The following is a 21,945-nucleotide window of genomic DNA, read 5'->3' as shown; positions in this document are numbered from 1 at the left end:
GTTCCACGGCGTAGAGAGTAACTACCGGGCCAGCGCCGCGGCCAACGCGTCGCGCCAGGGCCGCAGCGGAGTCAGTCCGGCCGCGGCCGACTTCACCGCGGACAGCGCCGAGTAGGCCGGGCGCGGAGCAGGGCGGGGATGCTGGTCGCTGCTGACCGGCCGCACCCGCGACGGATCCGCACCGAGCCCGGCGAAGACGGCCTGGGCCTGCTCGAAGCGGCTGGCCGCGCCGGCGTTCGCGGCGTGCAGCACCGGCGCCCGGATCGCGCCGTCGGCGATCTGCAGCAGCGCCTCGCACAGGTCCCCCACGTAGGTCGGGGACCCGATCTGGTCGGCGACGACGTCGACGGTGCCGTCGCCCAGGGCCGCCCGGCGCATCACCGCCGCGAAATCCGGGCCGTCGGCGCCTTCGTAGATCCAGGCGGTGCGGACCACGTGCGCGTCGGGAAGCGCGGCCAGTACCTGCTGTTCACCGGCGAGCTTGGTGCGTCCGTACACCGACAGCGGGCCGGTCGCGTCGTCGACGTCGTAGGGGCGGGGTGCTGAGCCACCGAAATCGCCGCTGAACACGTAGTCGGTGGACAGGTGGATCAGCGACGCCCCGACCTGGGCACAGGCCCGCGCGACGTTCCCGGCGCCGACGGCGTTGACGGCGTGGGCGCGCTCGGGTTCGGCCTCGGCGGCGTCGACGTTGGTGAACGCCGCGCAGTTGACGACGACATCGCCGGTCGCGATGACACGCTCGGCGGCGGCTGCGTCGGTGATGTCCCATTCGGCGGATGTGAGCGCCGCCACCTCGCGGCCGGCCCGGCGCGCCTGACCTGCCAACACGCGCCCGACCAGGCCGCCGGCTCCGGAGATCACGATTCGGGCGCTCACGTCACGAGTTTGGCACGCCGGTTCCAGCTGCGCGGAATGCGGCCCGCTCGCCAGTAGCCTGGACAAATGCCTGCTGCTCACCTCATCCGTGCCATATCCGTGGCCGTGGCAGTCATCGTCGTCATCGGCACCGGCGTCGCGTGGGGCAAGATCCGCTCGTTCGAGTCGGGCATCAACCACATCAATCCCGTCGCGCTCGGCGACGGCGGCGAGGACGGTGCGATCGACATCCTGCTCGTCGGCTCCGACAGCCGCACCGACGCGCACGGCAACCCGTTGAGCGACGAGGAACGCGCCATGCTGCGCGCCGGCGACGAGGTATCCACCAACACCGACACGATCATCCTGATCCGCATTCCGAACAACGGGAAGTCCGCGACGGCGATCTCGATCCCGCGCGACTCCTATGTCGAGTCCCCCGGCATCGGGAAGATGAAGATCAACGGCGTGTACGGCTCGGTGCACCTGGAGCAGATGAAGGAGCTCGTCGAGGAGCAGGGCGTGGATCCGAGCGTCGCCGAGCCGGAGGCCACCGCGGCCGGGCGTGAGCAGCTGATCAAGACGGTCGCGAACCTGACCGGCGTCACCGTCGACCACTACGCCGAGATCGGGCTGCTGGGCTTCGCGTTGATCACCGATGCGCTCGGTGGCGTCAACGTCTGCCTCAACGCGCCTGTCTGGGAACCACTTTCGGGTGCCGACTTCCCCGCCGGTTGGCAGAAGCTCAACGGTGCGCAGGCCCTGAGCTTCGTGCGTCAGCGCCACGACCTGCCGCGCGGCGACCTGGATCGGGTGGCACGACAGCAAGCGGTGATGGCGTCGATGGCACACGAGGTGATCTCGTCGAAGACGCTGTCGAGCCCGACCACGCTGAACAACCTGCAGGATGCGGTGCAGCGCTCGGTGGTGCTCTCCGACGGCTGGGACATCATGGATTTCGTCGAGCAGCTGCAGAAGCTGGCCGGCGGCAACGTCGCGTTCGCGACCATCCCGATCATCGAAGAGGCGGGCTGGAGCGACGACGGCATGCAAAGCGTGGTCCGCGTCGACCCGTCCGCGGTCAAGGAATTCGTGACGAGCCTGCTGCACGACCAGGACGAGGGCAAGACCGAGGAGCTGACCTACAGCAACGACAAGACCACCGTCGAGGTCCTCAACGACACCGACATCAACGGTCTGGCGGCGGCGGTGGCACATGTGTTGTCCGGCAAGGGCTTCCAAGAGGGGCAGGTCGGCAACAACGAGGGCGCGCGGGTGTCCCGGACCGAGGTGCAGGCCGCCGAGATCGACGATCTCGGCGCGCAGGCAGTCGCAAAGGATCTGGGCGGGTTGCCGGTGGCGCAGAACGCCGATGTGCCGCCGGGCACGGTACGGGTGGTGCTGTCGGACGACTACACCGGTCCCGGCGCCGGCCTGGACGGCAGCGACGTGACGCTGATGAGCGGCGACCCGTCGGCTTCGGGGATGCTGACCGGCGCGGGCGAGGCGGTGCCGGCGCCGTCGCCGATCCTGACGGCCGGTTCCAGCGACCCGGCGTGCGTCAACTGACATGACGAATCTCGGCTCCGTGATTCTGGATCCGCTGATGGCCGCCAACCCGGCCGGTCCGCGAATCACCTATTACGACGACGCGACCGGCGAACGCATCGAACTCTCCACCGCGACGCTGGCCAATTGGGCGGCCAAGACCGCAAACCTGCTGCGCGACGAGCTCGGTGCGGCGCCGGGCAGTCGGGTTGCAGTGCTGCTGCCCGCGCACTGGCAGACCACGGCGGTGCTGTTCGGCATCTGGTGGATCGGCGCCGAAGTGGTGTTGAGCGGAGACGCCGACCTCGCGCTGTGCACGGCCGACCGGATCGAAGACGCGGACGCCTGCGTCGGCATGGGCGAGGTGGCGGTGTTGTCGCTGGACCCGTTCGGCAAGCCGGTGCCGGATTTGCCGGTCGGCCTGACCGACTATGCGACGGCGGTGCGGGTGCACGGCGATCAGATCGTGCCGGAACGCAGCCCCGGCGCCGCCCTGGAGGGACGGTCGGCGGATGACGTGCTGGCCGCGGCGCGTGCGTCGGCGCAGGCGCAGGGGCTCACCGGGGACGACCGGGTGCTGTCGGCGGCCCAGTGGCAGACCGCCGACGACATCGTCGAGCGGTTACTTGCGTTGTACGTCGTCGGCGCGTCGCTGGTGTTGGTGGCAAACCCGGATGCCACGCAGATGGAGCGCAGGCGTGCAACCGAGAAGGCGACCCGCATCAGTCTGTGACCATATCGTTTCCGTAGCCTCACGCCGTTCACATAATGCGCCCGCATACTTTGTGATGCCGGACGAGCACCGTTTTGGCTAAGTCGGGCCCTTTCAGCCAGCAGAGGAGCCTTAGCGCGAGGAGGCTGCCGATGTTGTCGACCACCGCTGCGATCGCAGTCATCGTCGTGCTGGGCGCCTGGCATCTGTACAACCGGCGGCACGCGGGCTGGCAGGCCAGCGCCGACGGCCGCTTCTTCGTCCGCTGCGGCTACCCCCTGGTCGCCGTCGCCGCCTACTGGCTCACCATCGCGCCCACCGCCACCGCGTGGGAATGGGCGATGGGCAACGCGTGGGCCCTCGCGGCCGCGATGTCGTTCGTCACAGGGTTCAACGCGCTCAACCGCGCCACCGCGGAGCACGCGCGGATGGCGGTGGCGATGGAGACCATTGAGCCCGCCACCGGCCGTCTTTGCTTCTGAAAATACAACAGCCGCCACATCAGCCTCTCTGATCGAAATCTGACGCAGAGGTGCCGTTATAGCGAACCATTCGCCCTATCAATAATGCGCTCGCGCTCATTACCGGTTGTTGACGAGCACGTAACCCTGACCTTATCGTTTGTAGTCACCAGGCTGTTCTCGACTTCGCGTGCCTTGTCAATGTGCGCCGGCCGCCTTCAGATCTGGCAAATTCGGTCAGCAGGAGGCCACCCATGGAGTCGACCATCACCGCAGTGGCGATCGTCGTGGCGTTGTCGGCGTGGCATCTGCACAACCGGCGCCACCCCGGATGGCTCGCCAGCTCGACGGGCCGGTGCTATGTCATCAGCGGCTATCTGCTGGTCACCATCGCCGCATACTGGCTGGTCAGTGCGCCGACTGCCACCACATGGGAGTGGGCGTTCGGAAACCTGTGGGCATTGGGCGCCATGGTCGCGTTCGTGGCGGGCTTCGATGCGTTGAACCGGGCGACGGCCGAGCACGCCGCGCGGTCGCAAACGCTGGAGGCGGTCGACCCGGCCGAAACCGCACTTCCGCGGTAACAACTCGCCACTTTCGCGGTGCCTCCGTCCTGCGCGTTTTCGCTGACCGGATAGACAGATCGGCTAACCCGATTACCAATTGACAGCCCTTGCAGTGTCTTTGCCGGAGCGCACTAGGCCGCTCACACGCTACCGGAATTTCTCCACCAGAAGCGGGATTCTCTGTAGGGATTTTCTTGTCTAATGCGTAAATCAAAGGATGATTCGCGAACTGCTACGTTCACGTCAGTTATCTAGCTCATCTCGTGGTCTACTTCGCGCATGAATTTCAGTAGCTGGGCGGCCACGATCGTCGCGTCCCCCGCAATCGCCGCAGGAATCCTGATGGTCGCCCCCGCTGTCGCGCAGGCGGCACCCGACGAGACGGGATCAAGCAGCAGCGAAAGCACGTCCGCTTCCGGCACGCAGGAGACGTCGCCGCGATCCACGCACGGCACGGACGACGACCGCGCAAATCGCTCAGCCGATGGCGACGACGGTGCCGGCGCTGACGCGGACGCAGGAGTCGACGACGCCGATCTGGACACCGGGGACTCGGATACCGAGGATCCAGACGCTGCCACAGACGCCGAAGCCAGCGAGGATGCGGGATCCGCCGAGAATTCCGCGGCTGGCGAGGATTCCGCGGCTGGCGAGGATTCCGCGAAGACCAACGATGCCGACGACGAGCCCCTGCCCGGTCCGCACTACGTGCCCTCCAGTGTTCGGCAGTTCAACTCCGAGGCGCTGGTCTCGGTCACCGCCCTCGACGATGAGGACGACGCCGACGATCCTCAAGACGCCGAGGATCCCGACGACGACGATGATGACGACACCGTTGCCCTTGCCATCGATCAACTCGCGCAGGCGCGCGAAGAGCTGCGCTCGGCGACGTGGGGCGACGGCAACATCTTCGCCGGTCTGGCCGCGATGCTGCCGCAGATGCTGATGGGCGGCGCCCAGACCAATCTGGAGCGCTGGGTGGAGAATCACTCTCGCCTGCAGGCGCAATTCGTCGCCACGTTGAACAACCCGTTCGCGAACGCGATCATCCGGATGCGGCTGGAGAACAGCATGTATCGGCCGATCCGCGCGCAGGACCAGATGGAGCTCGCCGAGAAGCTGATGCCGATCGTCGGCTGGTTCGGGCCTCGCGAGGCGGTCCTCAACGTCAACGATCTGGTGCACGATGCCCGCGACAACGGACTGGTCTACCAGATCCTGGATCTCACAATGCAATACAACGGCCAGAAGGTCCGCACCGAGCCGGTCATCTACATCTCGGTCAACGGTGGAGAGCGGGTCCCGGTCCTTCTCGACAGCGGCTCGAACGGCCTGGTGATCGACCCACGCAACGTCGGCTATGAGGGCATCGGTGAGCCCTCCGGCCCGCAAGGTTACGCCAGCTACGGCGACGGCAGCGTCAAGTCCTATTACCACCCGTACCAGACGACTATTCAGGTCGGCGACGACATCGATTCGGCCGAGACCGAGGTGCTCATCATCGATCTGGAGTCCGTGTATGACTTCACGGAGTACAACGGCGACTACGTGGGCGTGCTCGGCATCGGGCCCAAGGCCGGCCCGGGATCGGTCAACGTCCTGGCCGCGCTTCCCGGCCTGCTCGGCCGGGGCGTGCTGATCGACGAGCGTCGACGCCGAGTCATCCTGGGACCCAACCCTTACGTAGCGCGCGTGTCCCTGGAGGGCACACCGAACACCCCGGTCAAACTCCAGGTCGGCGACAATGACGCGGCCGATGTCGACGGGTGGATCGATTCGGGCGGGATCCTCGGCAACATCCCCAGCCGCGCAGTGGGTGGAGCGTCGAATATCCCGGTAGGAACGCTGATCTCGGTGTACACCGAGGACGGCGAGACACTGCTGTACTCCTACCGGACCACCAGGGCGAACACCCCCGGGATCGTCGAGGACGACGATGAAGTGGAGCTCAACACCGGCTACGTCCCGTTCAGCTTGACCTCCATCTACTTCGACTTCAGCGGCGACGGCACGACGGTGTTCAACTACCGGTGATCCCGCGGTGCGGGCACGGGGCTACCCTCGACGCCGTGCCCGCAGCTGACCGTTCCGCACTCGATGTCGACCGACTCCGTGCCGCCGTTTCGGATACCGCGTGGCGGCGCGTCGATGTGGTCGAGGAGACCGGCTCCACCAACGCCGATCTGATTGCCCGCGCGGCGGCCGGCGAGGACATCGCCGGGGTGGCGCTCTTCGCTGAGTTGCAGACCGCCGGACGGGGACGTCACGGCCGCAGCTGGTCGGCGCCGGCGCGCTCGCAGATCTCCGTGTCCGTCGGCGTGGACACCACGGGCATCGCACCCGACCGGTGGGGTTGGCTGCCCCTGCTGACCGGACTGGCGGTCGCCCGTGCAGTGCGGGCCGGGTTCGGTGTTGACGCAGGGGTGAAGTGGCCCAACGACATTCTGGTCGGAGACGGAAAGCTGGCGGGGATCCTGGCCGAGGTGTCCACGCCGGTGGTCGTGATCGGTCTCGGGTTGAACGTGAGTCTGGTCGCCGACGAGCTGCCCGATCCGAAGGCGGTGTCGCTGACGATGCTGGGCTACGACGTCGACCGGACCGCGCTCGCGGTAGCGGTGCTCCAGGAGCTTGACACGCAGTTGCGGCGCTGGCGCAGCGCCGATGCCACGTTGGCGGCGGACTACCGCGACGTCAGCACGACCATCGGCACCCGGGTCCGGGCAGTGCTGCCGGGCAACTCCGAAATCCTTGGTGTGGCAACGGGTATCGACGAGGCGGGCCGGCTGCTGATCGACGACGCCGGCACGACGGTGACGGTATCGGCCGCAGACATCACGCACCTGCGCCCAGCGGAGTGAGCGGCGCGGAGTGAGCCCGGCGGAGCGCGAAGCCGCGATCAACGTGCTCACGCAGGTCGACGTCGAATAGCCGTGACCCTTAGCCGCTACAAACAGTTCGCGAGACCGCCTTCACGGTAGCTCCGACGTGCGGAGCACTACCGTGAAGGCGCTCTCGCGAGGCGGCACCTCAGATACCAACGCTGGCGCTACCCCCGCGAAATAGCGTTCCTGGCTGCGATCGCTCAGAAGTCGCGACCAGGAACGCTATTCCGCGGCAAGCTCACTTGAGCAGGGCGCGGCTCATCACCACGCGTTGAATCTGGTTGGTGCCCTCGTAGATCTGGGTGATCTTGGCGTCGCGCATCATCCGCTCGACCGGGAAGTCCACCGTGTAGCCGGCGCCGCCGAACAGCTGCACCGCATCGGTGGTCACCTCCATCGCGACATCCGACGCCAGGCACTTCGACGCCGCGGAGATGAAGCCGAGGTTGCCCTCGCCGCGTTCGGCACGCGCCGCGGCCGAGTACACCATCAGCCGAGCGGCCTCGACCTTCATCGCCATGTCGGCGAGCATGAACTGCACCGCCTGGAATTCGCTGATCGACTTGCCGAACTGCTTGCGGTCCTTCACGTAGTCGAGCGCCGCGTCCAGTGCGCCCTGCGCGATGCCCACGGCCTGGGCGCCGATGGTCGGACGGGTGTGGTCCAGCGTCGCCAACGCGGTCTTGAAGCCGGTGCCCGGCTCCCCGATGATGCGATCGCCGGGGATGCGGCAGTTCTCGAAGTACAACTCGGTGGTCGGCGAGCCCTTGATGCCGAGCTTGCGCTCCTTGGGTCCGATCGTGAAGCCCTCGTCGTCGATGTGCACCATGAACGCCGAGATGCCGTTGGCGCCCTTGTCAGGGTCGGTCACCGCCATCACGGTGTACCAGGACGACTTGCCGCCGTTGGTGATCCAGCACTTGGCGCCGTTGAGGATCCAGTCGTCGCCGTCGGCCTTGGCGCGGGTGCGCATCGCGGCGGCGTCGCTGCCCGCCTCACGCTCGGACAGCGCGTAGGACGCCATCGCCTCGCCCGAGGCGATCGCCGGCAGCACCTTCTTCTTCAGCTCATCCGAACCGCGCAGGATCAACCCCATGGTGCCCAGCTTGTTGACCGCCGGGATCAGCGAGGCCGACGCATCGACGCGCGCGACCTCTTCGATGACGATGCACGCCGCCACCGAGTCCGCACCCTGCCCGCCGAACTCCTCGGGGACGTGCACCGCGTTGAATCCCGACGCGACGAGCGCGTCGAGCGCCTCCTGCGGGAAGCGCGCGTTCTCATCGACGTCGGCGGCGTGCGGAGCGATCTCCTTCTCCGCCAGCGCGCGGATCGCCGAGCGCAGCTCCTGGTGTTCCTCGGGCAACTGGAACAGATCGAACGACGGGTCTCCGGCCCAACTAGCCATCATCATCTCCTTGCTACTCGCCGGTAACTTTAGCGCGCTCACGCCGCGCGGCGAAGTCGCCTCTCAGGGAAAGCTCAGCCCGCGGATTGGTTCGCTCTCAGTGTCGGTGGGTACTTTCGTCGACATGCAGGTGTACATCGAGGGCCCCGCCTTCCGCCGTACCGCGCATTGTGAGTGTGGTTGGAACGCTACTCCGCGCTGGCTGCGCGCTTCCGCAGTCGTCGACGCGGGCATGCACGCGGCGCAGACGGGCCACATCCAAGCCGGATCCCCGGTCCAGGTGGCCGAGCCGGTCGTGGTGCTGCGGGCGTCGTAGAACCACCCCCGAACATCGCTCTGTGAGCGATGTCACGCCCTTCGCCGAGACTGCGTGTAGCGCGCCTTTTTGCGCCCAATTCCCGCGTGGAATGCGGTTTCGGCGGACGTTCCCCGAGCTGACCCGTTGCTTCGAATCACCTCACAAACTGCTGTGTCGCCCCGATTTCCGAACTAACCGGGAGAGCGGACGGCGTTCAGACCCGCATGACCGATACCTCACTTCTCGCCCCGACCGAACCGATCCGCTCCCGATTCCCGGGTGCCCCGCACATCGCGGGGACGGCGACGGCGTTCACCGCGCGCCGCTACGCCCAGGACGAGGTGGTCGAAGCGCTCAGCGAGTTCACCGACCCGAAGTTCACCCGCTTCGCCCGCACCAGCGGCGTCGAGCACCGCAACCTGGCCCTGCCGCTGCACCGCTACCCCACCCTGACCGGGTTCACCGAGGCCAACACCGCCTACCTGGAGGTGGCCGCCGAGCTCGGTGAGCAGGCCGTCGCCCGAGCGCTGGCCGACGCCCACCTCGACCCGACCGAGGTCGACGCGATCGTCACCGTCTCGAGCACTGGGATCGCCGTCCCCACCGTCGACGCACGCATCGCCGCCCGGCTGGGCCTGCGGCCCGACGTCAAACGAATTCCGATCTTCGGGCTGGGCTGCGTCGCCGGCGCCGCGGGCCTGGCCCGGGCGCACGACTATCTGCGCGGCTACCCCGACCACGTGGCGGTGCTGCTGTCGGTCGAGCTGTGCTCACTGACGTTGCAGCGCAACGACACCTCCATCCCGGCACTGATCGGGCTCTGCCTGTTCGGCGACGGCGCCGCCGCCGTGGTTTCCGCTGGCGCACAACGCAGTCCGTCGACGCCGGAGCCGGGTCCACGGATCGTGGCCACCCGCAGCCGGTTGTTACCCGACACCGTCGACGTGATGGGCTGGAACGTCGGCTCGACCGGCTTCCAGCTGGTGATGTCGCGCGAGGTTCCGGCGATGGCGCAGAACCACCTCGCCGGTGAGGTGGACGAGTTCCTCGCCGAGCACGGCCTGACCGCGGCCGACATCGCCACGTGGGTGTGCCATCACGGCGGACCGAAGGTCCTCGACGCGATCGACGACGCGGTCCGGCCGCCGCAGAACGCGTTGCGGCACAGCTGGAACTCCATGCGCGAGCACGGCAACATCTCCTCGGCGTCGGTGCTCGACGTGCTGGCCCGCACCCTGCAGACGCCGCCGCCGCGCGGCTCGTTCGGCGTGATGCTGGCGATGGGACCGGGCTTCAGTTTCGAACTTCTGCTGCTGAGCTGGTAGCCGACGATGATCTACACCCTGTTCATCCTGCTGATCGGCGCCGAACGGCTCATCGAGCTGGTCGTCGCACGGCGCAACGCGCGCTGGTCCTTTGCCCAGGGCGGCAAGGAGTTCGGCCGTGGCCACTATCCCGCCATGGTGAGCATGCATGCGCTGCTTCTGGTTTCGTGCCTCGTCGAGGTCGCCACCCAGCGCCGGCCGTTTCTTCCGTGGCTGGGCTGGCCGATGGTGGCGCTGGTGGTGGCGAGCACGGCGACGCGGTGGTGGTGCGTCGCGACGCTGGGCAGGCACTGGAATCCACGGCTGATCGTGATCCCCGGTGCCCCGCTGGTGCGCCGGGGCCCGTACCGGTTTCTGCACCACCCCAACTACACCGCGGTGGCGGTGGAGGTCGCCGCGCTGCCGCTGGTGCATTCGGCGTGGTGGACGGCCGTGGTGTTCAGCCTCGCCAACGCCGCGATCCTGAGGGTGCGCATCACCTCCGAGAACCACGCCCTCGGCTACTCCTGACCCCCACCCCGCCGAAATCGCATTCCACGCGGCCAAAACTCAACTTGACGCGCGTGGAATGCGATTTCGGCGGAGGAGAACCCTAGTCCCCCAGCAGCTTCTGCCGCAGTGCCTCATCCTTCTGCAACACCATCTGCTCCAGCGACGCCTGAAACGCCGCCATGCGTTCGCGCAGCCCGACATCCGAGGCCCCGAGGATCCGCACCGCCAACAGCCCGGCATTGCGGGCCCCGCCGATCGACACCGTCGCCACCGGCACCCCGGCCGGCATCTGCACGATCGACAGCAGCGAGTCCATCCCGTCCAGGCGTGCCAACGGCACCGGCACCCCGATCACCGGCAGCGGCGTCGCCGAGGCGACCATGCCCGGCAGGTGCGCCGCACCGCCGGCGCCGGCGATGATCACCTCAAGGCCCCGCCCCGCCGCGTCGGCCGCATAGGTCAGCATGCGGCCCGGCGTGCGGTGCGCCGAGATCACACCGACCTCGAACGGCACCTCGAATTCGGCCAGCGCCGTAGCTGCTTCGGACATCACGGGCCAGTCGCTGTCGCTGCCCATGATCAAGCCCACCCGTGGAGAGCTCATGCGTGAGGATCCCATCCGTCGGTCCACTCTGCGTGCGACAACCAGTGTGCCGCCCGCTCGGCACGCTCTCGCAGGGACTCCACCGACTCGGTGCCGCCGACGACGTTGACGTGCCCGATCTTGCGGCCGGGCCGCTCCTCCTTGCCGTAGAGATGCACCTTCGCGTCGGGCATCCGCGCGAAGAGGTGATGCACGCGCTCGTCCATCGACATCGCCGGTGTCTGCGCAGCTCCCAGCACGTTGCCCATCGCAGTCGGCGCCAGCGCCGCGGTGTCGCCCAGCGGGTAGTCGAGCACCGCGCGCAGATGCTGCTCGAACTGCGAGGTGCGCGCGCCGTCCATGGTCCAGTGTCCGGAGTTGTGCGGCCGCATGGCGAGCTCGTTGACCATCAGCCCACCGGACACGGTCTCGAACAACTCGACGGCCAGCACCCCGACGACCCCGAGCGCCGACGCTATCGACAACGCCAATTCCGAAGCGGCAGAGCCCAATTCCTCGGAGAGTCCGGGCGCCGGGGCCAACACGGTCACACAGATGCCGTCGCGCTGCACGGTCTCGACCACCGGCCACGCCGCGCCCTGCCCGAACGGTGAGCGGGCCACCAACGCGGCCAGCTCGCGGCGCATCTGCACACGCTCCTCGATCATCACCGGGACGCCGTCGGCCAGATACTGCGCGACGACCTCCCGAACCTCGTCCACCGACGCCGGCATGATCACCCCGCGCCCGTCATATCCGCCGCGCACGGTCTTGATGACGACGGGCCCGCCCACCTCGTCGGCGAACGCCACCGCGTCCTCGACCGTGGACACCGCGGAGAAGCGCGGCACCGGGGCTCCGAGCTCGGAGAGCCGCCGGCGCATCAGCAGCTTGTCCTGCGCGTGCACCAGCGCCGACGGCGGCGGCAGCACGTTCACCCCGTCGGCCACCAACTTCTCCAGCAGGTCCGGGGGCACGTGTTCGTGGTCGAACGTGAACGCGGTGGCCCCCTCGGCGACGCGCTGCAGCGCGGCGAGGTCGGTGTGCGAGCCGAGGACGACGTCGGGGGTGACCTGGGCCGCGGATTCATCGCTGCGGACCGCCAGCACACGCAGCGTCTGACCGAGCGCGATTGCGGCCTGGGCCGTCATCCGGGCGAGTTGGCCGCCGCCGATCATTGCTACGACGGGTGGAGAAGCGGAAGTTCGTGACACGGCGTATATGTTGTCATGACCGGCGCCACAGCATTGACCTGCGGTTACGTCGCGATGCGGCATCTGGGCAGCCGCTTACGTAAACTGGCTCCTTGTGTCCTTTGCCGATGCGACGATCCGCCGCCTTCCGGGGCCGATCCGTCCCTACGCCGAACGGCACCACGAGCTGATCAAGTTTGCCATCGTCGGTGCGACCACGTTCGTCATCGATTCGGCGATCTTCTTCACGCTGAAGTTGACGATCCTGGAGCCCAAGCCGGTGACGGCGAAGATCATCGCCGGCATCGTCGCGGTGATCGCGTCTTACATCCTGAACCGCGAATGGAGCTTCCGCGACCGGGGCGGCCGGGAGCGTCATCACGAGGCGCTGCTGTTCTTCGGGGTCAGCGGCGTGGGCGTGCTGTTGAGCATGGCCCCGCTGTGGATCTCCAGCTACGTGTTCATGCTGCGCGCGCCGATGGTGTCGCTGATGACGGAGAACATCGCCGACTTCGTGTCGGCCTACATCATCGGCAACCTGCTGCAGATGGCGTTCCGGTTCTGGGCGTTCCGCCGCTACGTGTTCCCCGACGAGTTCGCCCGCAACCCGGAGAAGGCGCTGGAGTCCACGCTGACCGGCGGCGGCCTGGCCGAGGCGCTCGAAGATGAGTACGAGCTGCGCCACCCCGAGCATCCCGACACCGCCGGCAACGTCACCCCGATGCGGCCCAGCCGTCGCCGCTGGATGCAGCGTCAGGTGGATCCGTCCGAGCCCCGGGTGTCGAAGACCTCGTAGTCCGGCGCGGCCGGGACGACAATTCAGACATAGCCTCAACTTGTGCCGGGTCAACACCACCGCTCCCAAGCGCTGCCGTGGGCCCTGGTCCCGGGTGGCGCGGTCGGCGCGCTGATCAGATATGCCGCCGCGGACACGTGGCCGCAACCGCATCAGCTGCTGGTGTCGACGACGCTCACGGTCGGGGTGGCGTTCACCGTCGCGACCTTCGTGGTGGCCCGGGGTGCGACCGGGCCGGTGCTGAGTTTCGTGCTGGGTGTGTGCGCCGGCGCGGCCAGTCTGAGCGCCTACGCGGTGCTGACGGTCAGCCAGCCGGCGCTGTTGTCGATCGCGTTTCTGACCCTGACCCCGGCCGCCGCGCTCGGCGGACTGCTGCTGGGCCTGCTGGCTACGCGGGCGGTGACGCGGTGACGTGGGTGCTGGTCGCGCTCGGCGGCGCCGCGGGCACCGCGCTGGCGCTGGTCGGGCGGCGCAGGCCGCTGGCGGTGACGGCGGTGGTGTGCGCGTTGCTAGGGGCGTTCGGCGTCCAGGAGCGGTCCGAGGCATTGACCGCGCTGGTCGGTTTCGGGGTGCTCGGCTCGGCGGCGAGCATGGTCATGGTGAGCCTGGCGCGGCCGCTGTGGCTGGGCGGGGACGCGATCGCGGCGACGGCGTGGCGGGTCACCCGACGGTTGGCGGTGCACTGCGCGGTCGGGGCGACGTTCGCGTTGGCCGGGTACCTGGCGCTGCGGGCTGGGACGACGCTGTACGTGAAGTTGCGTTAACAGCCGATCAGTTCGGCTTTCACCCATCCGCCGTACTGGTAGAGGTAGGTGTACTGCCACTGCGCCACCGAAAACGGATACTCGCGGGGCACGTCGCGCATGATCACGCTGCGCGTCGGTGTGGTGAAGCACTGGTCGAAGATGCGGCGGGCGCGCGGCAGGTGGTAGCGCCAGCTGACGACGACGATCTTGTGCCAGCCGTAGGCGTCGGCGAGGTCGCGGGCCATGCGCGCTTCGCCGCGGGTGGTGGCCGGCGCGGGCTTGCGGCAGATCACTTGGATGTCGGTGCGCGGCGCGCAGGCTTTGCGCATCACCTTGTCTTTGGCGGGGTACGGGTTCGACAGCAGCACGGTCGGCGCATAGCCCTGCTCGGCCAGTCGCAGCCCGTAGGCCTCGCGGCCGTCGTGTTCCCCGCCGAGCACCACGATCGCGTCGGCGCGGGCCAGCGGATCGCGTGGTGCATGCGCGAACAGCAACGTGCCGCTGGCGCCGTTGAAGACCAGCAGCAGCACCAGCGCGGCCGTCGCTGCGGGAATCAGCAGGTGCCGACGCCGGATCACGCGCACCACCCCCGAAGATCAGCTGACCCCACCATCTCCGGACATTGTGCCGAACTCTTCGCCGGCCGGCGTGGGCTGCGGCGACCGGCCTGTCGGTTTTCAGCCGCGGGCGGCCATAGAGGGGGGTACGGCCGCCCGCGGTTGTCCTGGGTGGGTGATCGCGCAAATCAAGCGCCTGGGTCCGCTCACCGCACACCTCGATCGCTCATGCCGGCATTTGTCGACACCGTGGGCACGGGACGCCGGCGAAACACCGCGCACCCTCGAGAACGGCTGCCTGACAAGTGCATACCTCAGCTGTATCGACAATCCCATGAACACGCCCGGCTAGTCGCCTCCGCGTGCTGCCGACCAGACTTCCCGGCACACCGTGCATGCAGCTTACGCGCGAACGGACGTCGGAAACCGGCCGACGGCGGCCGGTGCCGCCGTCGGGGTCCTGGTCGCGGCGCTGTTGCTACGCATGCTGTCTGACGGCGTCAGCGTGCTGGCGTTCACGGCGTGGATGAGCCCCTTCGGGCTGATGGGGCGTGTCGCACCGTATGCCGACAACGACCCGATGCCGTTGGTGGCGCTCGCCGCCTACGCCGTGGCGGTGACCGCCGCTGCGGTGGCAGCCGCCCACCGCCGTGACCTCGGCGCCGGATGGATCGGCCCCCGCAGCCGTCGGGCGCCGCGAATGTGGCTGCTCGGTTCGGTTTTGGCGTTCACCAGTCGCCGGGCCGTGAGGCCGGTGGTCGGCTGGGCGGTCGGAATCGGCGTCTACTTCCTCATCTTGGGTGCGCTGATCGCGTCGATCCTCGACTTCTTCGACCAGAATCCCCGGTTCGCCGAGTTGGCGTCCGCGGCCGGTTTCGCCGGCTTGCACACCGCCTCCGGCTTCGCCGCGGCGTTGTTCAGTCTGCTCGCGATACCCACCGGCCTCTATGCGGCGACCCGGTTGGCCGCGTGGGTGGCCGACGAGCGTGCACAACGCTGGACTCCGGTGCTGGCCGGACCAGTCTCCCGAACGTCGGTCCTCGGCTGCGAGATCCTGGTGACCGCGGTCGGCCTGGTGACGCTGCATCTGGTCGCCGCCGTGGCGATGAGCATCGGAGCGACGTTGACCGGAGCGCGGTTGGGCCTACTCGATGCCGTCGCCGGTACGTTGAACACCGTGCCGGTGGCCTGGCTGGCGCTCGGCGCTGCGGTGTTGGCGGTCGGCTGGGCGCCGGGTGCGGTGACTGCGGTCGGTGCGGTGCCCGTGGTCGGCGGATTCCTGCTCAACGTCATCGCCGACAGCATCGGCGCCCCGTCGTGGGTGTCGACCTTCTCACCGTTCGTCCACATCGCCGCCACCCCGGCCGAACCACCCGACTGGTGGTTTCTCGCAACATTTGTGGCGATCGCCGGGTTGCTGACTCTGGCCGGTGTCGCCGGACTTCAACGCCGGGACATCGCCGCGTGATCGGCGTCAGAGGTTCCTCGCCACGAGCCCGCTTGATACCACCAGAGCCCGACGGTCGGCGGATCCACCGCGCGGTGTCGGTCAAACGTCTGACTCGTCGCAGAATCGACGGGCAACCGGACGTGAAGGTGCGAAGCTAGCTAACAAAACGAACTGAGGGGGAATCGTGGGGGCATCGGCGGGGGTTTCCGGTTCTGCGAGGCGGCGCAAGACTCGCGGACGTCATCGCGCGAAGCGCAATGGCCAGCACATATCCACATGGCTGGGCGCTGGTGCTGTCACGCTGGGAGTCGGTGCGGCACTGACCGCGGCCCCCGGCGTTGCGCAGGCCGACGCCGGCTCGGAGTCATCGACCAACGCCTCTGCATCCTCGGCGAATGACTCGCAGTCATCCTCACGGGCTGCGGACGCCTCTCAGCGCGAGGCTGCCGACACCAGGCAGCGGACACTGCATCCGGCGCGAACCGATGACTCCGCCGACTCGGACGCAGAATCCGACACCGACTTCTCCGAGCGTGGCAGCGAGGAGAACGGCGTCGAGTCGAAAGCTACTCGCGTCGAAGACAACTCGGCCACCCAGGACAGTGACGACGATGGGGACGAAGCGGACCTGGATCCGGTCACCGGCATGGCCGGCACCGACATCAGCAGCGTCAACGAAGGGGCCCACCGTTCGACTCCTTCCTCGCAGCCGCTGCAAGCACCACCGGCTGCGATCGAGTTCACGACGGCGGCCGTGGGCACCGCAGTAGCCGACGATGCGTCATCCACAGGCGATGCCCCGCTGAGTGCGCTCGTCCCGGTCTCCGTGCTGTCTTCCGCGCTTCCTCCCAACCCGTCCGCCAAAGCCGACAGGGCGGCACCCACCGCGGAAACGCCGGCGAGCCCGCCGGATCAGTCCGCGCCCGATCACTTCGTGATGGCGGCCGCAGTGCCACCGTTCGAGGCTCCGAAAGTCGCCATCGTCGACAGCTACCAACTCACCGGTGCGGTCGGCAGCACGACGACAAGTCCCGGCGGCCGATACGTGTACGTCGCAACAGGCAACGCCATTGACATCGTCGACACTCAAACCGACAAGGTCACCCGGGTTTCAATTCCTGACGAAGTCGACGACGTCGCGGCGGCCGGCAATTACATCGTGACGGTGAACTACCGGCCGAACCGGCCGAACGGGATGAGCGGCACCATGACCGTCATCGACGCCGGTACGCGGAAGGTTCTGAGGACCTTCCCGGTGTCGGTGGGCAATTATCTGGCCAATGTCACTCTGAGCTCCGACGGCCGCACGGCATACGTCTTCTCGCACAACGGGAAGATGGGTGTCGTCGATACGCGCACGGGCACCCTGAAGCGGACGGTCGACGTGGGCGCGTACCTGCATGACGCCACCGCTGTGGAGGTACACGGGAACCGCGCCTACATCGCGCGGGACGATTCCCCCACCGGCAAGTCGCTTTCGGTGGTGAATCTGTCCACCGGTGCGGTTACCGAGGTGCCGCTGCCCGGGTCGTCGCGCGCAGTGGCCATCAGCCGCGACGGCAAGCAGGTGTACGTCGCGACGAGTAGCTCAGCTCTTGGCACCGATGCGGCGATAGCCATCATCAACGCGACCAACAACACCATCGTGACCACGATCCGAGGATCGGCCGATCCTCAGGCGCTCGGGATGGTCGACATTGTTGTCGGCGCGAGTGGCAGGTATGTCTACACGACGTCATATACCGCCGGTGGTTATCTGATGTCGGTGATCGATGCCCGCAGTCACGCCATCGTCGATCGGGTCGATTTCGAGGGACGACCGTCCGAGATGACTCTCAGTCGCGACGGACGCTTCATCTACCTCGCCGACAGCAAGAGCAACGGCGCCGCCACCCTGTATGCCGTCAGCACGACCGTCGGCGATCCGAACTTCGAGGACACATGGCGGGGTCTCGCCACGGTGGGTGCGATCGTCCAGGTCCTCGACCGGATGGTCGAGAAGCTGAACAGCTTTCCCACGGTATGGCGGTTCGATGGCTTGCTGCGCTTCAAGGCGCTGAATGACGGCGTGACATCGATCATGGAAGGCGTCACAAGAGGGGATCTGCCACGGATCGTCACAGGTATCGCCGACGTCGTGACCGCAATCCTGCCGAAGCCGGCCGCCGCCGCGATCGAGATCGGCAAGGCCATCATCTCGATCGTCTTGCCTTTGAGTAACGAGGAATCCGAGAAATTCCTCAACTTCCGCGCACAGTGCATGTTCCACAAGAATGCCGACCAAATGAGCCCGTCGGAAGCGAAACGCTTCACCGACCGGTACGGCGGGGTGAGCGCAATCTGGAACATCCCGTTCGACTACGCCAGATACAACGTGGGCGGTTGGTTCGGCTCACCCTCCTGCTGACCCGAGGTCGGAGGCCGACCGTCGGAGCCCCGGTCAGCTCGGGGACTCCTCGGTGCCGAGGGTGTCGAAAACCTCGTGGTAGAGCAGCGAATGGACGTGCTCGACGCGCGGGATGTCCTGGAATTCCAGCGGGTCCTGGGCGGCGGATTCGATGATCAGCGTGCCGGTGCGGAAGATCCGATCGACGAGGCCGTGCCGGAACTCGACGCTGTTGATCCGCGCCAGCGGGATGTCGATGCCTGAGCGGGTGATCAGCCCGTGGCGGTACATCACCCGGCGGTCGGTGATGACGAAGTGGGTGGTCCACCAGTTCAGGAACGGCCAGATCGACAGCCACCCGATGAGAATCAGCCAGATCGCCGCGATGACGGCGAACACGATGTTCTTCGCGTTCGGCTCCCAGTCAAGGGTGTTGACGTAGCCGGCCACGAACGCGGCGGCCGCCGACGCGACGATCAGGACGAGCGCGGGGATGGTCAACCGCCCCCAGTGCGGGTGGCGATGCAGGACGACGTGTTCGTCCTTGGCCAGCACGTTCTCCGGGTAACCCACGGCAGCACTGTACTGGGGTTCGGCGAACTCGGCGGCCTTTCGTGTGGCTACCCCGGGATCGGTGGTGGACGGCGTAAGTTCTCCCTCGTGGATTGCAGGTGCGGGCATGAGCGCTCCGCTCACGAGCACTTTCGCCCCGGCTCGGATTGCGGAATGTGCGAGTGCCTGCGATTTCGGCCCGACATCGCCCGTTGGCTCGCGTCGCTCTTTAAGCGCTAGTTCCAGCAAAAATCGTACCTCCGCAATCCCCTTGCTCTAGGCCATGATCGACCTCCCCATCTCCTTTCTGGTGAACTCGAAAACCAACCGGGGTCAGCTTGCTGTAGCGAGATCCACGGCATACGAGCGGCTTACGCGGCCGATGGCATACGACTTTGCTATATGCGAGCTGCCAACCTGAGTAGACTCGGCCGGCGCCGGGTTGGCGAATGGGGTATTAGCTGCCATAATCATGACTCCATGACGCGAGCGAAAATTGATGGGGGGTCGCCCGCGATGAAAAACAGGGTTTGCCAAGCGTGTGGCGTGGTTATCGCTGCGGGCATCGGGCTGGCTATGAGCACCGGCCACGCGGCCGCCGGAGCCGAATCGTCGGCCGTTGAATCCTCGATCGGCAGTACGGCCTCGAACGCGGCCGGCACATCGACAGTTCCTGAAGCATCTCCGGCCGACCACGGTGGGGCCGAAGACGATCCCGACGGCGAAGCCGAGGATGAACCCGATACCGACGTCGCGGATGACACCGGCATCGACGACGTCGACACGGATAACGGCGTCGATGACGAGTCAGATGCCGGCTGGGCCGACGGTGCGGATCCCGACATCACCGAGGGCGAGGCGAGCGATGCCGACCACGGCGCTGACGCGGACGGCGGCAAGTCCTCCCCCGTCGTCGACAGCAGCGCCTCGGACACGTTCCAGCCGCCCACCCATGCAGACGGCACTCACACCGGGGACGCCGGAACCGAACAGATCGCGGCGCCGGAAGCGAGCGACGTCGACGACCTCACTGCTGAGCTGCCGGAGGCTTCCGGCGTCGGTGGCGCCGTCTCCACTGCCGAGCCGACTGCACAACTCGATGACCACGTGCCGCACACCAACATCACTCAACTCACTGCTGAGGACGCTGCCGCCCCGATGAACAAGACCGTCGGGTTCATGACCAAACTGCTTGGCGCGCTGGGGATCACAGACGAACGTCGCCACGCCGACTCGCCCATCGCGTTGGCGCTGCTGGCGTGCGCCCGTCGGCTCGACGCAGCGGCCGCCTCGACGGGGTCCACGATGGTGTGGCAGACCACGTCCCAAACGGGCACCACGATCAACGTCAGAGATTTCGGCGCGGTCGGTGATGGCGTCACCGATGACTCGGCTGCCATCAAGGCCGCCGAGGCGGCCCTGACTTCCAGTGCGCGCCTGTACTTTCCGGAGGGACAATACCGGTTCGCCCAGCAGCACCCGGCCGGCAACGCCGCGATCCTGCTCAAGGGACTGTCGAATGTCACCGTGGAGTTCGCCCCCGGCGCCAAGCTGCTCATGGACAATCTGGCAACCAACGGGCACGGCACCAGCCACGGCCTGCGTGTCGAAGGCGCGGCATCTCACGTGGCCATCCTCAACCCGACCATCGAGTGGGTCACCCGGCCGTCGGCGCGCAGCTTCGGAGACGGAATCTCCATACTCGGGTGGCCGTCCGATACCGCACCGCCGCCGGTATGGACCGGCTCCACCGGCAAGGTCGAGTACGTCTCCATCGTCAACGCACGCATCGTGAACACGCCGCAGTCCGGGGTCGTGGTGATGGGCGCCTCCGACGTGACGGTGACGAACATGACCGCCATCGGAACCCTCGCTGACGGACTGCATTTCAATGCGAGCCGGCGGGCGACGGTCAACGGCCTGGTCGCACAGAACACCGGCGACGACGGCCTCGCATTCGTCACCTACTACCACGAAAGCCAGCCGTGGACGTACGGCCCGACCGACGGCCCATTCAACCTGGCGTCCTCGGCGAATGGAACAACGGCGGCTCGGTAGCAAGCGACATCACGGTCACCGGCGGTCGCGCCAACGGGTTCCGCGTGCAGGGCGGATACGACATCACCATCAGCGATGTCACCGTCACCGACAAGGAGTTCGGTTTCCACGTCAACTCGGCCAAGGCATCCCACGTTGGCGACTGGACGAGTCTGGCGTCGCGCGATATTCGTATCTCCGACGTCACGATCGTCGACGTCCAAACCGGCGTGGTCCTGGCGACGAACAACATCGACGGCACTGAAGACGCCAAATGGTGGAACTTCTCCGGCGTGGTCATCAGTGACGTGACGATCCACGGGGCAAAGAACTGGTCGTTGGCGGTGGAGACACCGGCCGCGATGACGAGCAAATTCGCCGGCGTCACGTTGCGAAACATCTACGCCGAGACCGCCGGCGACGACGATGGACCGAATCTCGGCGGCAACGGCGGAATCCTGCTGGCATCGCTGCAGAACGCGGTGATCGACGGCCTCCGCCTGGTCTCCGCTCATAAGGCCGACATCAACCTGTTGGGGGCGGCGCAGATGCGCAGCCACCTTAGCGCCGCCGACCTCCCCTCGTCGAATCTGACGATTGACGGTATGAGCCTCGAGGGACCTGGCCGGATTCTGATCCAGGACATCGCCGGGGTGCAGTTTGGCGACGTGTCGTCGTCGGGTGCCGACAGCGCGGCCGTCGAGCTCTTCCGCGTCAAAGACGCGTCCTTCACCACGATCACCGCGCACCTGCCCGCGCGGGGCGCCGGCGGAGGGTATGGGGTGCGACTGCTGCAGGTGTTCGACGTCGACATCACCGAGACCGTCGTCACAATGGACGATCACGTCGGAAGCACCTGGTGGGCAGTGGAACTCGGTGGCGGCAATCCGCAGGACGGCATCGCCGGCAGCAACGTCTACGTCGGCACCATCACCTATGTCAGCGATCGCGACGCCACCGACTCACACATCGTGGTTCAGGGCGGTCCTTACGGACCGCAGAACTGGTCCCTCCACGCCTCCTGGTGGCATGGGGGCGAAGCGCAGCCGCAGTGGCGCTCAGCGACCTACGGCGACGTGAGCCCGGTCTAGCCCC

The 21,945-nt window shown here is 67.3% G+C and carries 22 protein-coding genes; 16 read left to right on the top strand and 6 right to left on the bottom strand.

Features of this window, described 5'->3' with window-relative positions; genetic code table 11:
• Positions 1–21: 21 nt before the first annotated feature.
• Complete coding sequence (rfbD, locus tag ACXMYJ_RS13640; protein ID WP_260757705.1) at positions 22–879, bottom strand: dTDP-4-dehydrorhamnose reductase; 858 nt, start codon at positions 877–879, stop codon at positions 22–24.
• A gap of 66 nt (positions 880–945) precedes the next feature.
• Here rfbD and ACXMYJ_RS13635 point away from each other — a divergent pair, with 66 nt between their 5' ends.
• The 6 genes from ACXMYJ_RS13635 to ACXMYJ_RS13610 all read left to right on the top strand — a co-directional run bounded on the left by ACXMYJ_RS13635 (position 946) and on the right by ACXMYJ_RS13610 (position 7,003).
• On the top strand, positions 946–2,427 hold the full coding sequence (locus ACXMYJ_RS13635; RefSeq protein ID WP_260757704.1) for an LCP family protein: 1,482 nt from the start codon (positions 946–948) through the stop codon (positions 2,425–2,427).
• A gap of 1 nt (position 2,428) precedes the next feature.
• On the top strand, positions 2,429–3,139 hold the full coding sequence (locus ACXMYJ_RS13630) for a TIGR03089 family protein (protein ID WP_460356853.1): 711 nt from the start codon (positions 2,429–2,431) through the stop codon (positions 3,137–3,139).
• A gap of 131 nt (positions 3,140–3,270) precedes the next feature.
• Positions 3,271–3,600 carry a hypothetical protein gene (locus tag ACXMYJ_RS13625; protein ID WP_260757702.1) on the top strand — a complete coding sequence of 110 codons (330 nt, stop codon included), beginning with the start codon at positions 3,271–3,273 and terminating at the stop codon, positions 3,598–3,600.
• 233 nt (positions 3,601–3,833) lie between these two features.
• Positions 3,834–4,163: a hypothetical protein gene (locus ACXMYJ_RS13620; RefSeq protein ID WP_460356850.1), complete on the top strand. Its 330-nt coding sequence runs from the start codon at positions 3,834–3,836 to the stop codon at positions 4,161–4,163.
• 261 nt (positions 4,164–4,424) lie between these two features.
• A complete protein-coding gene (locus ACXMYJ_RS13615; RefSeq protein ID WP_460356848.1) occupies positions 4,425–6,179 on the top strand; it encodes a PecA family PE domain-processing aspartic protease in 1,755 nt (584 codons plus the stop codon).
• A 35-nt stretch (positions 6,180–6,214) separates the two neighbouring features.
• Positions 6,215–7,003 (top strand): biotin--[acetyl-CoA-carboxylase] ligase, encoded by a 789-nt coding sequence (locus tag ACXMYJ_RS13610; protein WP_260757699.1) that lies wholly within the window; start codon positions 6,215–6,217, stop codon positions 7,001–7,003.
• 262 nt (positions 7,004–7,265) lie between these two features.
• Here ACXMYJ_RS13610 and ACXMYJ_RS13605 read toward each other — a convergent pair whose 3' ends face one another.
• Positions 7,266–8,435 (bottom strand): acyl-CoA dehydrogenase, encoded by a 1,170-nt coding sequence (locus tag ACXMYJ_RS13605; protein ID WP_460356846.1) that lies wholly within the window; start codon positions 8,433–8,435, stop codon positions 7,266–7,268.
• A 124-nt stretch (positions 8,436–8,559) separates the two neighbouring features.
• Between ACXMYJ_RS13605 and ACXMYJ_RS13600 the strand changes: the two genes are divergently transcribed.
• The 3 genes from ACXMYJ_RS13600 (at position 8,560) to ACXMYJ_RS13590 (ending at position 10,568) form a co-directional block, all read left to right on the top strand.
• Complete coding sequence (locus ACXMYJ_RS13600) at positions 8,560–8,751, top strand: hypothetical protein (RefSeq protein ID WP_460356844.1); 192 nt, start codon at positions 8,560–8,562, stop codon at positions 8,749–8,751.
• Positions 8,752–8,957: 206 nt separating this feature from the next.
• Entirely contained in the window at positions 8,958–10,058 is a 1,101-nt protein-coding gene (locus tag ACXMYJ_RS13595; RefSeq protein WP_460356842.1) for a type III polyketide synthase, read from the top strand.
• Between the two features lie 9 nt (positions 10,059–10,067).
• Positions 10,068–10,568 carry an isoprenylcysteine carboxyl methyltransferase family protein gene (locus tag ACXMYJ_RS13590; protein WP_260757987.1) on the top strand — a complete coding sequence of 167 codons (501 nt, stop codon included), beginning with the start codon at positions 10,068–10,070 and terminating at the stop codon, positions 10,566–10,568.
• 82 nt (positions 10,569–10,650) lie between these two features.
• Here ACXMYJ_RS13590 and purE read toward each other — a convergent pair whose 3' ends face one another.
• On the bottom strand, positions 10,651–11,154 hold the full coding sequence (gene purE / locus ACXMYJ_RS13585; protein WP_460356840.1) for a 5-(carboxyamino)imidazole ribonucleotide mutase: 504 nt from the start codon (positions 11,152–11,154) through the stop codon (positions 10,651–10,653).
• A complete protein-coding gene (locus ACXMYJ_RS13580) occupies positions 11,151–12,311 on the bottom strand; it encodes a 5-(carboxyamino)imidazole ribonucleotide synthase (protein ID WP_460356892.1) in 1,161 nt (386 codons plus the stop codon). Before ACXMYJ_RS13580 ends, purE begins: the two co-directional genes overlap by 4 nt.
• 130 nt (positions 12,312–12,441) lie before the next feature.
• On the opposite strand from ACXMYJ_RS13580, the gene ACXMYJ_RS13575 reads away from it, so the two are divergent.
• Genes ACXMYJ_RS13575 through ACXMYJ_RS13565 form a run of 3 tightly spaced genes read left to right on the top strand, consistent with a single transcriptional unit; the run spans position 12,442 to position 13,886 of the window.
• The gene (locus tag ACXMYJ_RS13575) at positions 12,442–13,122 is read left to right on the top strand and encodes a GtrA family protein (RefSeq protein WP_260757694.1); all 681 of its coding nucleotides are present in this window, start codon (positions 12,442–12,444) and stop codon (positions 13,120–13,122) included.
• Positions 13,123–13,164: 42 nt separating this feature from the next.
• A complete protein-coding gene (locus ACXMYJ_RS13570; protein WP_460356837.1) occupies positions 13,165–13,533 on the top strand; it encodes a chromosome condensation protein CrcB in 369 nt (122 codons plus the stop codon).
• Complete coding sequence (locus ACXMYJ_RS13565) at positions 13,530–13,886, top strand: hypothetical protein (protein WP_460356835.1); 357 nt, start codon at positions 13,530–13,532, stop codon at positions 13,884–13,886. Before ACXMYJ_RS13570 ends, ACXMYJ_RS13565 begins: the two co-directional genes overlap by 4 nt.
• On the opposite strand, the gene ACXMYJ_RS13560 is transcribed toward ACXMYJ_RS13565, so the two are convergent.
• Positions 13,883–14,443, bottom strand: a complete 561-nt coding sequence (locus tag ACXMYJ_RS13560; protein WP_460356890.1) for a YdcF family protein — start codon at positions 14,441–14,443, stop codon at positions 13,883–13,885. The two genes, ACXMYJ_RS13565 and ACXMYJ_RS13560, sit on opposite strands and share 4 nt — an antisense overlap.
• A gap of 373 nt (positions 14,444–14,816) precedes the next feature.
• Here ACXMYJ_RS13560 and ACXMYJ_RS13555 point away from each other — a divergent pair, with 373 nt between their 5' ends.
• Both ACXMYJ_RS13555 and ACXMYJ_RS13550 read left to right on the top strand, forming a co-directional pair.
• Entirely contained in the window at positions 14,817–15,893 is a 1,077-nt protein-coding gene (locus tag ACXMYJ_RS13555; RefSeq protein ID WP_460356833.1) for a hypothetical protein, read from the top strand.
• 628 nt (positions 15,894–16,521) lie between these two features.
• On the top strand, positions 16,522–18,282 hold the full coding sequence (locus ACXMYJ_RS13550; RefSeq protein WP_460356831.1) for a YncE family protein: 1,761 nt from the start codon (positions 16,522–16,524) through the stop codon (positions 18,280–18,282).
• Between the two features lie 33 nt (positions 18,283–18,315).
• On the opposite strand, the gene ACXMYJ_RS13545 is transcribed toward ACXMYJ_RS13550, so the two are convergent.
• Complete coding sequence (locus ACXMYJ_RS13545; protein ID WP_443189211.1) at positions 18,316–18,834, bottom strand: PH domain-containing protein; 519 nt, start codon at positions 18,832–18,834, stop codon at positions 18,316–18,318.
• 555 nt (positions 18,835–19,389) lie between these two features.
• On the opposite strand from ACXMYJ_RS13545, the gene ACXMYJ_RS13540 reads away from it, so the two are divergent.
• Both ACXMYJ_RS13540 and ACXMYJ_RS13535 read left to right on the top strand, forming a co-directional pair.
• On the top strand, positions 19,390–20,871 hold the full coding sequence (locus ACXMYJ_RS13540; RefSeq protein WP_460356829.1) for a glycosyl hydrolase family 28-related protein: 1,482 nt from the start codon (positions 19,390–19,392) through the stop codon (positions 20,869–20,871).
• Positions 20,799–21,941, top strand: a complete 1,143-nt coding sequence (locus ACXMYJ_RS13535) for a hypothetical protein (RefSeq protein WP_460356826.1) — start codon at positions 20,799–20,801, stop codon at positions 21,939–21,941. Before ACXMYJ_RS13540 ends, ACXMYJ_RS13535 begins: the two co-directional genes overlap by 73 nt.
• Positions 21,942–21,945: the final 4 nt, after the last annotated feature.

This window comes from Mycobacterium sp. ZZG (genome assembly GCF_054786995.1).
The sequence above is the reverse complement of the archived record's forward strand: the minus strand, read 5'-3'. Positions and strand labels throughout refer to the sequence as shown.

Coding starts and splice junctions, on each gene's coding strand:
- ACXMYJ_RS13635 (WP_260757704.1), top strand. CDS start 946: ATGCCTGCTGCTCACCTCATCCGTGCCATATCCGTGGCCGTGGCAGTC.
- ACXMYJ_RS13630 (WP_460356853.1), top strand. CDS start 2,429: ATGACGAATCTCGGCTCCGTGATTCTGGATCCGCTGATGGCCGCCAAC.
- ACXMYJ_RS13625 (WP_260757702.1), top strand. CDS start 3,271: ATGTTGTCGACCACCGCTGCGATCGCAGTCATCGTCGTGCTGGGCGCC.
- ACXMYJ_RS13620 (WP_460356850.1), top strand. CDS start 3,834: ATGGAGTCGACCATCACCGCAGTGGCGATCGTCGTGGCGTTGTCGGCG.
- ACXMYJ_RS13615 (WP_460356848.1), top strand. CDS start 4,425: ATGAATTTCAGTAGCTGGGCGGCCACGATCGTCGCGTCCCCCGCAATC.
- ACXMYJ_RS13605 (WP_460356846.1), bottom strand. CDS start 8,435: ATGGCTAGTTGGGCCGGAGACCCGTCGTTCGATCTGTTCCAGTTGCCC.
- ACXMYJ_RS13600 (WP_460356844.1), top strand. CDS start 8,560: ATGCAGGTGTACATCGAGGGCCCCGCCTTCCGCCGTACCGCGCATTGT.
- ACXMYJ_RS13595 (WP_460356842.1), top strand. CDS start 8,958: ATGACCGATACCTCACTTCTCGCCCCGACCGAACCGATCCGCTCCCGA.
- purE (WP_460356840.1), bottom strand. CDS start 11,154: ATGAGCTCTCCACGGGTGGGCTTGATCATGGGCAGCGACAGCGACTGG.
- ACXMYJ_RS13580 (WP_460356892.1), bottom strand. CDS start 12,311: ATGATCGGCGGCGGCCAACTCGCCCGGATGACGGCCCAGGCCGCAATC.
- ACXMYJ_RS13550 (WP_460356831.1), top strand. CDS start 16,522: ATGGCCGGCACCGACATCAGCAGCGTCAACGAAGGGGCCCACCGTTCG.
- ACXMYJ_RS13540 (WP_460356829.1), top strand. CDS start 19,390: ATGAGCACCGGCCACGCGGCCGCCGGAGCCGAATCGTCGGCCGTTGAA.